The organism is Pedobacter cryoconitis (genome assembly GCF_003259615.1).
Taxonomy (GTDB): domain Bacteria; phylum Bacteroidota; class Bacteroidia; order Sphingobacteriales; family Sphingobacteriaceae; genus Pedobacter; species Pedobacter cryoconitis.
In genome coordinates, this window is sequence record NZ_QLLR01000003.1 from 58,355 (window position 1) to 74,496 (window position 16,142).

13 protein-coding genes and 1 tRNA gene are annotated in these 16,142 nt (G+C 37.0%); 7 read left to right on the plus strand and 7 right to left on the minus strand.

Annotated elements, in window-relative coordinates; all coding sequences use genetic code 11:
• Positions 1 to 9: 9 nt before the first annotated feature.
• Positions 10 to 1,407: a S41 family peptidase gene (locus tag LY11_RS05340; RefSeq protein WP_111632708.1), complete on the minus strand. Its 1,398-nt coding sequence runs from the start codon at positions 1,405 to 1,407 to the stop codon at positions 10 to 12.
• A 387-nt stretch (positions 1,408 to 1,794) separates the two neighbouring features.
• Between LY11_RS05340 and LY11_RS05345 the strand changes: the two genes are divergently transcribed.
• From LY11_RS05345 to LY11_RS05375, 7 genes are all read left to right on the plus strand, one after another.
• A complete protein-coding gene (locus tag LY11_RS05345) occupies positions 1,795 to 2,334 on the plus strand; it encodes a hypothetical protein (protein WP_111632709.1) in 540 nt (179 codons plus the stop codon).
• Between the two features lie 154 nt (positions 2,335 to 2,488).
• Entirely contained in the window at positions 2,489 to 2,803 is a 315-nt protein-coding gene (locus LY11_RS05350) for a hypothetical protein (RefSeq protein WP_111632710.1), read from the plus strand.
• 1 nt (position 2,804) lies between these two features.
• Positions 2,805 to 3,134, plus strand: coding sequence for a hypothetical protein (locus LY11_RS05355; RefSeq protein ID WP_211321496.1), 330 nt, complete (start codon positions 2,805 to 2,807; stop codon positions 3,132 to 3,134).
• Positions 3,134 to 4,267 carry a glutathionylspermidine synthase family protein gene (locus LY11_RS05360; protein WP_111632712.1) on the plus strand — a complete coding sequence of 378 codons (1,134 nt, stop codon included), beginning with the start codon at positions 3,134 to 3,136 and terminating at the stop codon, positions 4,265 to 4,267. The genes LY11_RS05355 and LY11_RS05360 overlap by 1 nt, the downstream gene beginning before the upstream one ends.
• Positions 4,268 to 5,446: 1,179 nt before the next feature.
• Positions 5,447 to 7,015 (plus strand): hypothetical protein, encoded by a 1,569-nt coding sequence (locus LY11_RS05365; RefSeq protein WP_111632713.1) that lies wholly within the window; start codon positions 5,447 to 5,449, stop codon positions 7,013 to 7,015.
• Between the two features lie 138 nt (positions 7,016 to 7,153).
• Positions 7,154 to 8,041: a helix-turn-helix domain-containing protein gene (locus tag LY11_RS05370; RefSeq protein ID WP_111632714.1), complete on the plus strand. Its 888-nt coding sequence runs from the start codon at positions 7,154 to 7,156 to the stop codon at positions 8,039 to 8,041.
• Between the two features lie 87 nt (positions 8,042 to 8,128).
• Positions 8,129 to 9,169, plus strand: coding sequence for an NAD(P)-dependent alcohol dehydrogenase (locus LY11_RS05375; protein WP_111632715.1), 1,041 nt, complete (start codon positions 8,129 to 8,131; stop codon positions 9,167 to 9,169).
• Positions 9,170 to 9,323: 154 nt separating this feature from the next.
• On the opposite strand, the gene LY11_RS05380 is transcribed toward LY11_RS05375, so the two are convergent.
• The 6 genes from LY11_RS05380 to LY11_RS05405 all read right to left on the minus strand — a co-directional run bounded on the left by LY11_RS05380 (position 9,324) and on the right by LY11_RS05405 (position 16,140).
• Positions 9,324 to 9,779 (minus strand): hypothetical protein, encoded by a 456-nt coding sequence (locus LY11_RS05380; protein ID WP_111632716.1) that lies wholly within the window; start codon positions 9,777 to 9,779, stop codon positions 9,324 to 9,326.
• Between the two features lie 366 nt (positions 9,780 to 10,145).
• Positions 10,146 to 11,483 (minus strand): hypothetical protein, encoded by a 1,338-nt coding sequence (locus LY11_RS05385; protein WP_146610803.1) that lies wholly within the window; start codon positions 11,481 to 11,483, stop codon positions 10,146 to 10,148.
• Positions 11,484 to 11,825: 342 nt separating this feature from the next.
• Positions 11,826 to 11,897 (minus strand) — tRNA-Arg (locus tag LY11_RS05390).
• Between the two features lie 4 nt (positions 11,898 to 11,901).
• On the minus strand, positions 11,902 to 14,010 hold the full coding sequence (metG, locus tag LY11_RS05395) for a methionine--tRNA ligase (protein WP_111632718.1): 2,109 nt from the start codon (positions 14,008 to 14,010) through the stop codon (positions 11,902 to 11,904).
• 132 nt (positions 14,011 to 14,142) lie between these two features.
• Positions 14,143 to 14,658, minus strand: coding sequence for a hypothetical protein (locus tag LY11_RS05400; protein WP_111632719.1), 516 nt, complete (start codon positions 14,656 to 14,658; stop codon positions 14,143 to 14,145).
• Between the two features lie 30 nt (positions 14,659 to 14,688).
• Positions 14,689 to 16,140, minus strand: a complete 1,452-nt coding sequence (locus LY11_RS05405; RefSeq protein ID WP_111632908.1) for a SusD/RagB family nutrient-binding outer membrane lipoprotein — start codon at positions 16,138 to 16,140, stop codon at positions 14,689 to 14,691.
• Positions 16,141 to 16,142 lie beyond the last annotated feature (2 nt).

Below are 16,142 nucleotides of genomic sequence, written 5' to 3' on the forward strand. Positions count from 1 at the left end.
TTTTTTATGCTATTTTTTCTCTAAAAGCTGTTGTGCTGCTGTCACCCAATTTTGCGCCGGTGTCAATATATAATCCGGCTTGATCCCAACATTGTCTATACCAAGTCCCATATCAACCCTTCTGCTGCGACTGGTCGCATAATGCAGCGCATAAGGCATACAGCTAAAAGAAATATCTCTGACATTGGCGTAATCCAGTACCCCGGCAGAACTTTCGCCAATCACAATGATCTTTTTACTCTGTTTTGCAGTCAAAAGAAATTGCTCAGTAGTTGATCCGCTGCCTTTATTAATCAAGACTACAATCTTTTTAGGGAAAACTTTGATGCTGTCCAATACTAAATCATTGTCTGCCCCCAGATTAATGAACTGATCACGATGAAGTTGCATAGCCTTTATCTTTTCACGGATAAATACTTTCTGATCTTCAGGAATATCATTCATTTTTAATAATCCTCTCCAACCTTCCTCATTATCTTCTGAGGCAAGAATATCTGGTCCAATGGTTTTAATTTTATTGGTATATAAATAAGGAAGCAGGGGCCTGTAAGAGAAATCTGCCCCGCCACCGTTATTTCTTAAATCCAGAATCAGGTTAGGTGTTTTCTCCAGAATAACCTGATTTGCCTGAATTGCGGAGTCGATACTTTTAGCATTTCTTTGATTAAAAGTTCCGATCTGGATATAAAATGTCTGATTCGAAAGTAATTTGCAGGAGATATCACTTGTCAGTATTTTTTCTGTTTTTATCCCCTCAGTACCTTCTCTTTGCCAATCACCAAATCCATTTTGACTCAGCTTTAAAGTGACAGATTCTGGTGTATAATATTTATCATATATGATTCCTTTAAAGGTATTTTTCTGAGCCTTCAATTCCAACATGACCGAACCGGGCTTCCATGCTTTATTTCTGGATTCTAGAATTACTCCTGCATAATCCCGAAAACCGTTTTCACTTTTGACCAGTGCAACTTTATAAACAGAATCTTTGCTCCAGTAAATACCTGCTGTTCCTGCAGAATTCTTTAAACTATCTATATCCTGAGCACTAATTTCCTGTTTTTCAAGACCAGCGATTAACCTGTCCTGATCTGCATCATATTTTTCTTTAGAAAGTCTGTTACGTCCAACTTCAATATGCCCGTCTTTAAAAAAGCCGATCCATTCATTAATCAAATTAATGCAGTAAGGTGATGAGGTGATCTTTTTAGAGCGTTCCAATACCTGGGCAGCATATTTCTGATAAGCTACTTGAGTTTTAGGGTTTACTTTATCTCTGAATCCGGCATAATTCTTTTCAATCTTATGCTTAACATATTGAAATTCTTCAGCACAATTACAGTCTTGAGAGAAGCCGCGGGGCTGGAATAGAAAAAAAAGAAGGAGAGAAACAAGAGTTACTTTCATAGGGGCCAAACTGGTAATTGATCAAATATAATTATATCTATAAGATCAGCACAGCAATAAGGAAATACAGCAGATTTTTTACAGAATTTCCAATGTTTATCGGAGCAAGCATCACTCAGTTAAAATTTGATAAATTGAATTAATTGAATTTATCCATTTAAATCCTCAACAGAAGACATATTCAATTGAATCAGAATAATATATTTCAAAATTGTCATATTAATAAATTTAAAAAGAAATCAAGCGGATAATATATCAAATACGCAAAATAATAACTGCATTTATTATTAAATAATATAAATATTAAATACAATTATTTTACTATTTGAAATAGTTACATTTATTTTAAGTATCAAATACCTGATACACAACAACCTAACCAAACCTATGAAAAACTTAACCATTTTCAATCTGTTAAAATCTAAAACAGCATTGTTCGTTTTAGCAGGCACAATGATTCTTGCCTCTTGTAAAAAAGAAGTCGAAGTCCAAAACCCTGGTTCACAGGATGTTTCTACAACAAAAGTTGATGCTGAAGTATGGCGTAAAGCTAATTTGACCAATTATGAATCGTTCCCCCTTCCCGGGAGTCCGGAATGTGAGGAATTTAATGGCTGTACCTGGGCCGGTCAATTTGCATTTCTTTCCGGGAAACAAACTTTAAGCTGGGTAAAAGCAAACAATATTGTTTCTATCCACTCAAAAGACGCAGGTAAGTATAAGCTAAAAACATTTAGAATCAGACAAGGAAGTAAACAAATTGATGCTAAAGTGTACGACAATTGTTCTGATTCTGACTGTAGTGGATGCTGTACTATCAATGCCAATGAAAACGGAATTGGCTTCCTGATAGATCTTGAAAAATATACAATGCAGCGTTTCGGATCGGGAGAAGGCATTGTAGAATGGCGATGTCTTGATTGTTAATCATAATCAACCTGTCATCAAAGTCTTTTAATTAGCTATAAAGAGCGTTGTGAAAAATAAATGGGGAGTTTTCTGATTCGGGAAGCTCCCCTTTATACTATATGATATTTTAGATTTCTTATCTTTCCAGCAATATATAGCTCAAATTTAATCCATGAAAAAATTAGTATTCGCTATCCTTGCTTTATCCTTTATGGCATGTAAACAGGAAAATGACGACAAAGTTAAAGAAGTAGATAAAAATGGTTCAGTGGAATCTAAAGTTCATATTTCGCATCTGAATGATTCACTTGACGTAATGAAGACTGAAAATATATTCTGGGTTAAGAACAAGGACGTTAAAAGAGTAACGCGATTAGACACCATTCCCGCTCTTGGAACCTCAACTGAAAAGGGAGAAAACAGTTCTGGTCAGGATACCGTTTTAAAAGTCAAAAAAAACTACCAGCTCTTTATTACCGTAAATTAATATGAAGAAATCAAAAGTCGTAAACCTGGTGCTGATTACCGCAACTCTGGCCTCCTGCAGTAAGCCTAAACCAGACTGGGACTCCAATGAAGTGTATATGCGGTCTGATACTACTGCAAATTACACACACACCCAGGGCATGTATCTCTCTCCATTTTTGTGGTACTATGCCTTCAGGCCTTATGGCATGTTTTATGGAGGCAGGTATCATCATTCCGGTTATTACTCCTCGTCACTTTCTGAGCGCTCTAACATTGGCAGATCGGCCATGAAAGGCGCAGCAATAAGAGGTGGTTTTGGGAGTTCACATTCATTTTCAGTTTCCTCCTGATGCAAAGACATTCCATTACCCCCAGAAACAATTGGCAGGCCGCAGTAGAAAAACTAGGTTTTGGCTTTCATACAGCAGATGTCCCTTATTGGAATGAAAATGCCTATTATGAGTTTTCACTTTCGGAAGTCAATAAAATTGAAGTTGCTACAGCCGAACTTTGGGGCATGTGCCTGGAAGCTGTACAGTATGTTATAGACCAAAAGTTATACCACAAATTTGCGATTCCTGACAAGGCGGCAGCAGTTATAGAAAAGAGCTGGAATGATGATGTTCCTGCTATCTATGGCCGTTTTGATTTTGGCTTTGACGGTACAGACTTAAAATTATTCGAATTTAACGCGGATACACCGACCTCTTTATTTGAGGCAGGTATTGTACAATGGTTCTGGTTACAGGATTTTGCGTCTCATAAGGATCAATTTAACTCCGTACATGAACGCCTGATTGATTACTGGAAGTATTTAAAACCCTATCTCCATGAGGGGACTTTACATTTTACCTGCGTCAAGCAGTCACTGGAAGACTTGACTACAGCAGAATACATGAGAGATTGTGCTATTCAGGCCGGTATACCAACAAAGCTTGTTTTTATTGATGATATAGGCTGGAATCAGGAAGAATGCGAGTTTGTAGATTTAGATGATCAGGAGATTAAAAACATTTTCAAGCTTTATCCCTGGGAATGGATGGTCAATGAACCATTTTTTGATCAGCTTCTCTTAAATCCGGAAGTATACTGGATTGAGCCTGCATGGAAAATGATTCTTTCTAATAAGGCTATATTACCTGTTTTATGGAAATTATATCCTAATTGCCCTTATATTCTGGAATGTTATTTTGAAGAAGAAAACAGCCTGAAGGATTATGTAAAAAAACCAATCTATTCAAGAGAAGGAGCAAATATCAGCATTGTTAAAAATGGGCAAATAATAGAGGAAACAAGGGGCATCTATGGCAAAGAAGGCTTTATCTGCCAGAAGACATTTATCATCCCCAGATTTGACAATAAGGTTCCAATTATCGGATCATGGATTATTGGCCAGCAGCCTTCGGGCATGGGAATTCGGGAAGATGATAGTTTAATTACCGGAAACACGTCTTGTTTCGTTCCGCACCTGATTAACAATTAGCTATCTTAATTTTCTAAATATTACTGGTTAATTAGAATTATGAAAATAAAGTTCCTATAGTTATCTTGTTTTCTAGCTATTTCTGTATGCTATCAAATCTTTTGGCTCAAACTGACGATAAAACGAAAGCAGAACTAAGAAAAGTTAAATCAGGATTAATAGCACCCGGTTCGTTTTGCAGGGGATTCCATATGGACTATTGAAGGATGGATGAAACACTTTGGAGTTCCAGAGCTTAACATAGCAGTCATCAGGGAAACAGACTGACGGAAAAGACACACTTATCCGGAAATTTTCTCCTGCCGGGCCCTGAGCTACAGCTGAAGACCTTACGAAATTTACAATTGATGTACAATTAACCATAAAAGAACAAGTCCATTTATAGAAAACGCAGAAGAACCTGAAGAACTATTTAAAGTTGCAGTAAACACTTAAGCATTACGAAATTGGGAAACACAGACTAAAATCGTTCGTAATCCTACTGATCATATCAAGCATATAGCCTCTGTTTTGAATATCGATTCTGTTCCTTATGTAAATCCGGAGCTAAAATCTGAAGAAAAATTCCTTTTGAATTCATACTGGATGATCAGTTTGAAAAAGCATTTTCAGCATACGAGCAGGCAAAACTGAGAGCCAGGAACATTTTTCGCTAAGCCAGACCTACACCAACACACTAAGGCACAATTATTTAAAGCCAAATAATCCAAAAAATTATATATTTTTAAAATTAACACAGTATTACCCTAATAGCGGGGATGTTTACGATTGCCTTGTCGAGGCTTATCTGGCGGCAGGAGATAATGATCAAGCAAAAATCAACTACTTATTATCATTGAAACTTGATCCAAATAATGCGAATGCAGCTAAAGTTATTAAGAGCCTGAATTAGAAAATGGCCTGCCTAATATATCCACTACATTTGTGAGTTTAATTTAACTCGTGTTTAATACTCCCTCAATAATCATTGCGGAATTAATTCTCCCGGTAACAATACCGATACAAAGTAATATTTCTAAATATTCTATTTATATTTCCAATATAGAAATAAAACAGAATTGAGACCATTAAAAGAAATAATATTTCAATAAAAACACGTTAATAAATACCCTAAATTAAATATAAACCAACAAAAAAGAATCATATTACACCCTACGTAATCAACTAAAACTTACATTCATGTATTCAAAAACGACTAAACACGCTCTTTTCTTAGCTGCATTCTTACTTACACTTTCGTCGTGTAAAAAGGACCACAATGTAATCCCTCAAAAGGAGCAGACTACTGACAAAAAAGTAAATTATATTCCGTCTGCGGATTTAACCTGGACCAACCAAACTTACCCTTGGTTTAATACCAATATTCTCTCTCCGTTTGCAGGTGGAACTTCCAGAGAATTTCCTACAGAATACATGAGTGATATGAAACCATCAGATGGATGGGAGCTCTATATGAATACCTTTGCTGTAAATCCGGTTGATACTCAGAAAAAGTATTTTGTTATATATAACCGGTACAGGGGGCTTTTAAGGATCTATTATTATCTGGATAATAATAATTTTAGTCCAACAAAAAACATTATCTGGGAACTCGGCTTAAATGGCACCGCAAACAATTCCAAAGTATTAAACTTTGAACAAGGGGAATTAATCGACAACTCCATTAAATTACAATATACCACCAGAGTACAGCTTGAGAAAAAAGTGCAACCGAATGGCTGCTGGTACGCAGAACAATTTGAATTGTCTTATGACGAATCTATTTATCCTCAAAGTTACGCAGCTAATGTTTTAAAAATAGGGCTAATGGGACAAGACGTCACTAAATATAGTTTCACAGGCAGTCAAACCGGTACAATTGACGGAACAATACAGGTTCCACAAAAAACAGGAAGTTCATTGTGGTCAACATTAGTTAATGGTGCGATGAACCTGGGTCTGGGAGCTATTAGTTCAGGTGCCTCTACTGCATTAACAGCTATCTTCAAAGATGGACTTAGTAAATTAAAAATGGACCAAATAAAAGAAGGAGCTCTTAAATCTATTACAGCATCCAGCATCATTAAAGATCTTCCAAAAAGTATATTTAACGCTATCTTAGGCAAAAATAATACGGGGACCACTTACAGTACAGAGAAGGTAAACCTAAAAATAAATACTTCCATAAAACTTGAGGGGACCGGGACTGGCTCGCCTACAGGTCTGGGAACTTTCGATGTCCTTTTCTCCGGGACACAAAATCTAACCGCCCCAGAAAGTGGAGTAATTCCTATATACACTAAAAAACTAGGGGTTTTTAACATTGTAGGTACTCCAATTATCAACAAATGGATGTATAAATACAGTGGCGAGGTTGACTCTCAGACAACAGCACTATTTGCTCTTGACCATAACTCTTTTTCCATGATATGGAACCCTGATTTGATTAACCAGACACCAGAAGGTGCGAGCATTCAGAATTTAAGAAAGCAATTTGTTTTAATTGATGTTACGAGTCCGGTATCAGGAACCGGATATGTAGGCGAATACATTACACCTCAAAACGAAACCTTATTGGCCATGACAGGTGACGGTACAGCCTCTTTTACAAGAACTTTTAAAACAGGCCAGGCTCCTTCATGGAGACCATCAGTAGGAGCTTATGCAGTAAGGATTTCCTTTGACGTGGTACCGAACAACGGAAGCCCAATAACAACAATTGTCAAAACCATTCTAGGCACTTCTGCTAACGTTGATCCGAACAATTAAATTGGTTACCTCACAATATTTTAAGAACCTGCTGACAATAAATCATACTACTGCCAGCAGGCTCTTATCATTTTTAGATCTGGCTTCTTTAACCAAAACTGATCCTGGCTTTCCTCTTTGAATTATTTAACTTTGTACATGAGTTCAATAGAGGAAACTGGCATTACCGACCAATATTTAGACAATATACAAAGCGAGCGTACCCAATTCAGGGTTGCAAATACTTGTACGGCTACCTGCAGCCTGACTTCATATAATCGTCGTGACTTCTATAAAATCACGCTGACACTATCAGGAAACAGCATGCTGTATTATGCAAATAAGGCTATCGAAATTAACCAGCCAGCCCTGGTATTTACTAATCCGAAGATTCCTTACTCCTGGGAAGGTAACCATGAAGCTTCTGTAAGCCATTTTTGTGTTTTCACTAAAGAGTTTCTTCAGGAAAACGGACGTATGCACAATCTGGAAGACTCCAGTTTATTTAAGCCTGGAGGAGATCTTATTTATTTTCTGACAGCCCAGCAAGCCGACCACCTCACCAATATCTTCGCCAAGATGAAACTGGAGCAGGAAGGCGACTATGTGCATAAGAATGACCTGATTCGCAGTTACTTGAGCCTCATTATTCATGAGGCCATAAAGATGCAACCAGCTTCCGCTTACTTTACTCCGCAAAAAGCATCATCCCGGATTGCCAAACTATTTCTGGATCTTTTAGAAAGACAGTTTCCTGTAGATTCACAACAGTATACGCTCATTCTCAAAAAAGCAAGTGATTATGCCGATCAGCTGGCTGTACATGTCAATCATTTGAATGCAGCTGTAAGGGAAGTAACGGGGCGATCAACTACAACTCATATTAATAACAGGATATTGTCTGAGGCAAGGTCCCTGCTCATACATACCGACTGGAATGTAGCAGAAATAGCCAGAAGCCTGGGCTTTGATTACGCTTCTTATTTCAACAACTTTTTTAAAAAACATACCGGACTTACGCCAATGGCATTACGCAAAACTCTTTGAAAAGTATAATTAATGCTTTGAATTTTGTAGCTATGATCCAGACTGCAGGTTATACATTTGAATAATATAAAACATAAGATCTTAACCATGATACAAGCCAAAGGATATGCAGCACAAGATGCTCAAACAGACTTAGCTCCCTGGAGTTTTGAACACAGAGAAGTAGGGCCGCATGACGTTCAAATTGAAATATCATATTGTGGCGTTTGCCACTCTGACCTTCACCAAATCAAGAATGATTGGTTTCCTGGTATATTCCCAATGGTACCAGGCCATGAAATCGTAGGCAAGATTGTCAAAGTTGGTGAACATGTAAAAAAATTCAGTACAGGAGAACTTGCTGGTGTTGGCTGCATGGTCGATTCTTGCCAGGTTTGCGAAAATTGCAAAGACGGACTAGAACAATACTGTCTGGAAGGAAGTACTCAGACTTATAATAACAATGACAGATCAGGAGTACCAACTTATGGAGGTTATTCTAATACGATTGTAGTTCGTGAAGAATTTGTATTGCACATTTCTGAGAAATTAGCGCTGGCTGCAACAGCACCATTGCTTTGTGCAGGTATTACTACTTATTCGCCTTTACGCCACTGGAAAGTTGGTAAAGGTCATAAACTTGCCGTTTTAGGATTAGGCGGATTAGGACACATGGGCGTTAAGTTTGGTGTAGCTTTCGGTGCTGAAGTAACGGTATTGAGCACTTCTCCTGCAAAAGAAGAAGCGGCAAAAGCATTAGGAGCGCATCACTTTGTAGTTACTTCAGATCCTGCTCAGCTTGAAGCTGTAAAGGGTTCATTTGACTTTATTCTGGATACTGTATCTGCTGTACACGACATGGACATGTATATTTCCTTATTGCGCACAAATGGTACACATATCTGTGTAGGTGTTCCATCTGAAGCTTATGCTATTCAACCGTTTTCTTTATTGGGCGGACGTAAAAGCGTTGCAGGTTCAGGTATCGGTGGAATAGCTGAAACTCAGGAAATGCTTGATTTCTGTGCAGAACATGATATTGTTTCTGATGTTGAGGTTATCGACATTAAAGATATTACTGCAGCTTACGAAAGAATGCTAAAGGGTGATGTCCGTTATAGATTTGTGATTGACATGGCAACTCTTTAAGTGTAAGCTTAATAAGCATGCCGTAATTAAGAAGAAAAGCCACTATTGATAGAGTGCTCCCACAAGTTTAAATGAACTATTGGGAGCATTTTCATGAGTAGAACAAAACTAAGTGCAGAATCAAGAGCAACAACTACTGAACCTCAAAGAAGTTTTAATCTGGCTGGAAGCGATTAAAAATTATTACTGCAGGCTTAGGCCCATCCGAAGTGGAACCAGAGTAGTTTAAAGTCAGCTTGTATCTATCCATCACATATGTGGCATTTTCAAGATAAGTACTGGTCACTGGAGTCCTTGAAATAACCCAATCATTATTTTGTCTTACTACTATTTCCTTAAAATTTGCAATCAGCTTGTTTTCCTGTGTGCTATATGTACCCTGTATATAAGTCACTTGTCTGGAAGCATGATCGGAGGTTGTAAAATAAATACTGTCCTTTGAAAACATCAATCCTCTTGACGATTTCCCGGCCTCATTAGCAGACACATCTTCTGACCAGGAACCAACTAATTCAGGAGGAGAAACCACAGCCAGTTTATCTTTTTTACAGGCGATCACTACTATGAGCAGGAACAATAATAAACATTTCCAAATTGGTGTGGCTTTCATAAGTATAATTTTATTCTGAAACGATATACCAAAGAAATTCTCTACAGCTATATAAAAATAACAAATTAAATTGACAAACAATTAAGTATAAAAAAATTAACACAACTCCATAATTAGATGGAATGAGCAAGATTAATTATCAAGCCCATTCACTAACAGAAATTTATGGTGTGATGTTTTAGGTTTATAAAACACATGAACATACTTATTAAGCATCAATTATATCAATAAAAGATATTAACACACATATAAACAAAACAATTTATTGGATCGCAGGAACTGCGCCCTCTAACTTTAACCAACCCAAATAACATCTTAAAAAGTCTTTAGATTATGTCTAAAGGCTTTTTAAGATGGACAAAAATATTAAAAGTTAGGAATACCCCAATAATACACATTATTATTGTTAAGCTCAGCCTGAGGGCCCGGAACATACTGCAAAGAAGCCATCGGCACATTCTCAAGCTCTTTAAACTCATAGGTTCTGTTAGTTACAGATTCACCCGGAAATATAAAATTAAAAAATCCGTATTGCGGAAGGGTACGTCCGGTGCCTGTATATACTAATTGAAATGAACCTTCAAGAATTTTCTTAGCAGGTGTATTATTTTTTAAAGTATATGAAATTCTATAAAAAGCAGTTCCTGATCCATTTTTACTACTGGTAAACGAATTTAGAATTACTGTCAGGCCATCAGCCATAACGTACTCCCTTCCCACTTGTGCAATAATCAAATTTGGCAAACCAGTACCAGGATTAGTGCCCGGATTGGTACCAGGGTTTGTACCTGGGTTAGTGCCAGGGTTAGTGGCCGGAGTATGATTTGATACGTAAACTACTTTATTTGCCGTGATATTATATTTTAAAGTATCTAATAACGTAAATTTATTTTCATAAACTACAGTTAAAACATCTTTATTCACCTCCTTATTTTTAAAAACTGGTTCATCAGTAATAGCAGTCCATACATTCTCACCAAAAATGTTTTTGATGGCTAGTTTAGGCTTAATTGAAATGAATGATGTATTAGAAAATACAATATCCTCATTTGAAGGGATAACTTTGATTTCCTTTTCATTATTTATGATTTCACCGGTTTTAGTTATCTGGATAATCTTTCCACCGGCCCTTGGATTAAAATGTAATTCCTTTGTTTCATTATATACCAAAATTGTTTCCATTAAATTTGACATGCTTGAATAGGTTACTTTATCGAAACTAATCTCTTTTTCAAGTTTTCCGGTATTGTCATCTATCAGCATCAAATTCGTAGATAAAGGACTACCCTCCTTTACTGAAACGTGGAAAAGGCCAATTTTGTCCTTATCTATCCTGTTAAAGTTATAAGCATGAGATGTTTCAGCTTCTTTATTCTTTGAATCTATAGTAATCTCCCATAATAAGACACCTTCCTTATTGTATTTTGAAGTCCAGAAAGCATTTTTATCATTGATTTTCCTAGATCCACTTATATAAGTTGTATGGCTTTCTTCATCTTTATTAAGATAAAAAGAGGTAATAGATTTAGGGTCTTTCACTTCACAACCTGTAAGGCTAAGTATTTTTTTATAGAGAACGTTACTGGTATCAGAATTTACCGGGGTAATTTCAGGAGTAACAACTTTATCAGGTTTATTACTGTCTTTAGAACAGGAAGCCATTATAGAAAGTAGTATGATAACAATGAAATAGAGTTTCTTCATGAATATTTAAATTTTAAATTTTCCGTAAAAATACTCTTTACAAACAACTAATGGTAATTTATATGATAATCAATGTAATTATTAAATATATAATTAACACTCTAATTGCCCTGATAACTAATCAATATCAAATTTATTTTTATTTCTCAGAAAGACTGTGCTACTAGGGGCACCTACACAATCATTTATTTTTTACCTTAAAGAGGCAACGTATCGATTAACTATCGATCGTCAATGGCTCATCAAGAGTAATGCGAAAATCGATTTTAGTAAGACAATATACACCGTTTAAAAAGAAACCCCATAACTCACTAATATTTAATCAGTTTGTTATGGGGTTAGTGGTCCCGACGAGAATCGAACTCATATCTAAAGTTTAGGAAACTTCTATTCTATCCGTTGAACTACGGGACCTGTACTACCTGATTACGCTTCCACTTACATGGTTTTGTAAAGGCGACACAAAAGTAAGTTTTCCATCTGAATTTTCAGACATTAAAATCATTCCCTGAGATAAAATACCTTTAATCTCTCTCGGAGCAAGATTGATCAACAAGCTAACCTGCTGACCAACTACCTCTTCAGGAGTAAAATACTCAGCAATTCCCGAAACAACCGTACGTTCATCCAAACCCGTATCTAAAGTAAGTTTCAACAACTTCTTGGTTTTCTCTACCTTTTCAGCAGCGATTATTGTCGCTACACGAATATCCATCGCACTAAACTGATCGAAATCTATATTCTCTTTAGCAGGAGATACGACTACATTGGCCGCTATATTATCAACTTTACTCTGGTTTAACTTGTCAATCTGAGCCTGAACATCAGTATCCTCAACTTTCTCAAACAACAAAGCAGTTTCATTTAGCTGGTGATCCGGTTGCAACAAATCTATTTTGCCGGCATCCCCCCATAAATGTGCCTCATGATTCAACATTCCTCTTAGCTTATCTGCCGTGAATGGTAAAAATGGCTCTATTAAAATCTCCAGGCTGGCAACAATCTGCAAACTGATATTTAAAATAGTTCTTACCCTGTCCTCATTAGTTTTAATAACCTTCCACGGCTCAGTTTCAGCCAGGTATTTATTTCCTAAACGCGCAACGTTCATCACATCAGTCAAAGCCTCTCTGAATCTGTAACTTTCAATAGAAGCACTGATTTTCGAAGGATATAATGCCAATTCATCAATCACCTGCTGATCTTGCTCGTTTAACGTCATTAGCGCAGGCACCTTGCCCTCAAAATACTTATGCGTCAATACAACTACTCTATTGATAAAATTGCCTAATACAGCAACTAACTCATTATTATTTCTTGCCTGAAAATCTTTCCAGGTAAAATCATTATCCTTAGTTTCAGGCGCAGTTGCAGTCAAAACATAACGCAGCACGTCCTGTTTATCCTTAAATTCAACCAGGTACTCATTCAACCATACCGCCCAATTCTTAGAAGTAGAGATTTTCTGCCCCTCTAAATTCAAGAACTCATTCGCAGGAACATTGTCAGCCAGGATATAATCTCCATGCGCCATTAACATGGCCGGAAAAATAATACAATGAAATACAATGTTATCCTTACCGATGAAATGAACCAGTTTAGTCGCATCATCTTTCCAGTAATCTTCCCATTTGCCCTCCACTACATTATCCTTGTTCAGATAATACTCATCAGCCTTCGGATTTTGACCTTCCACACCAGCATAACGGAACAATTCTTTTGTAGCCGAGATATAACCTATCGGCGCATCAAACCAAACATATAAAACTTTGCCCTCAGCATCTTTTACAGGAACTTTTACACCCCAGTCCAGATCACGGGTCATAGCCCTTGGCTGTAAACCTGCATTTAACCAGCTATGACACTGACCAGCAACATTCGGTTTCCATTCCTTATGGCCTTCAATATAAGTTCTTAGTTGCTCTTCGTATTTCTCTAATGGCAAGAACCAGTTTTTTGTCTCTCTGCGAACCGGAGGCTCACCAGATAAAGTTGACTTTGGATTAATCAGGTCAGTCGCATTCAAAGTACTTCCGCAATTCTCACACTGATCACCATAAGCATTTTCGTTACCGCATTTCGGACAGGTTCCCGTGATATAACGATCAGCCAAAAAAGTTTGCGCTTTCTCATCATAATACTGCTCAGTTACTTCTTCCGTAAAGATGCCTTTATCATAAAGAGTTTTAAAGAAATCAGATGCCGTTTCGTGGTGCATTTCAGAAGAAGTACGGTGATAAATATCAAAAGATACGCCGAACTCTTTAAAAGAATCCCCTATGATTTTATGGTACTTATCAACCACAACCTGTGGAGTAACACCTTCTTTTTTAGCCTTTAATGTAATGGGTACACCATTTTCATCAGAGCCACAAATAAATTTAACGTCTCTTTTATTTGAACGAAGGTAACGTACATAAGTATCAGCAGGCAAATAAACACCAGCTAAATGCCCAATATGTACTGGACCATTCGTATAGGGTAAAGCCGCCGTAACGGTATATCTTTTTATCTTACTGTTATCCAAAACTATTTATATTATTTTATCAAAGATAAGATTTTTGACCCTGAATAAACAGCCCGGAAGCAAGATTTAATAAAACATAAAAAGGGTGCCCGAAATGATCAGGCACCCTTTTTAAAGAATAAAATAGTACCGCTATTTATCTACATACACTCTCACATAAGTAGGAACAATTACCTGACCATTGTCTAAAGTGATCATGAAGTAAAAGTTTCTGGCAAGAAAGCTGGTTGCAGTACCTGATGTTGCCAAAGTTGGCACATTAGCAGGCAATGTATTTGTTTTCTTAACATACTCGTCCAAAGTTGTATTGAATGTAATTGAAGTCGTTCCATTACCTGCGATAGGTGTTGGAAAGTATAAACCTGTTGTAGTCTGTACACTTCCATATGATGTACCCGCTGCTACTCTGGTGATTTCCTTTATTGTTCTTCCTGAACTTGCAGGAATTTCAAGAACAATTTTAATAGCACCGCCACCACCAAACGAGGTACTAACTGCTGGAGCTGTAAAAATCCCGATTTTATTCGTTACCGTTACAGGAACGTCAGGAAAATTATTCTCTAGTGAGATGTTTTCCTTTTTACAAGAAGTCATCGCCATCGTAATAATTACACCCAGGGATAATATTGATTTTATATATAATTTCATAATATTCGTTTATAATAGTTACTTAATAGCTTATAATCCCCACCAAACTTTCTGATCAGTCTTAGGACGAGGCTTAGGTTGATTTGGGTTACCGTTTGCTTCATTTGTAGTGTAAGGTAAACGCTTAGGAATAACAGATGGATTATCACCACCAGTAACGTTTAACGCTAACGCTAACACAGGAAACCCGGTTCTTCTGTAATCATTATAAGCCTCAAAACCATTACCAACCCAAGATAGATACTTTTGAGTAATAATTTGTTTCAATTTATCCTGAGTACTTCCTGTTAAAGTAACTGTATTTGAATTACTGGTAAAATACGTACTAATTTCTGCAGCAGTCATACCTGCTTTAGTCATAGAGGCAGTTATACCAGCCTGGTATAATACATTTGCATCGCCAGCAGTACCTAAAGTAAGAGCCGCTTCAGCCAGGTTAAATTTGGTTTGAAAAGCAGTTAATAATCTTACAGGAGCCTCGCCAGTTGCACCTACCACATACGTATTATAGATAGAACGGGTGGCAAGAGTTGGTGCTGCCACACTCGCACCGTTTTCATAAGCTGTGAATTTACCACCTGGTTTAGTATAGAATTTAGCTAGTCTAACGGTATCATTTACCGATCTTGATAAAGTCAGTAAGCGTGAGCTTAACATCTCATTATTTTTGAAACTTCCACTAATGTCCTGAACATACATTGGATTCTGGTTATTCAATGCAGTTGAAAAAGGAACGGCAAAGTCAAATTTTCCATCATCAATAAGCCCATCTACACTTGCCAATACAGCTGTAACTGTAGATGTGGCCAATGGCTTATTTACATTCGAAACAGTAATTGCAAACTTTAACAACAATGAATTCGCTGCTCTTTTCCATTTAGAAAGATCGCCACCATAAACAAGATCATCTGCACCAGGAACTAAAACAGATGATTTATTTAAATCAGCAACTCCAGCTTTTACCAAATCGAAAAGACCAGTGATTCCCAGGGTTGTGTTCCCTTGGTAAATATCCTCTTGTTTATCATAGCGTGGTTGAGGGATTTCCAAACCTAGACCTGCCTGAGAATATGGAACATCACCCCATAGGTCAGTTGCCATAGAGATAATATAGGCCAGCTCAATTTTTGCAATTCCTGAATAAGCAGGGTTCGTAGACTCATTATTTTTAATAATGATTTTTAAGTTATTTACAATACCACTATAGATCTCAAAATCCCATTGGTTGTTAAATGAACCATCGTAATTATAAGAATCATATGTAAGTGCAGAATTTGTTATTCCTGCATTGTACTGAACAAGTATCGAGGAAACCCTTCCCAGCTCATTTGCATTCGTGAATCCCAGACCGATTGTTGTGTTTGGCAAAAGTACTCTTGCAGGAACATCAGTTGGTAAATTTGGGTTTTGATTTATATCTGTATATTTTTTGCAGGATGCAAGCGAAAGCGTACACAATGCAAGTACTATTGTCTTTTTCATAT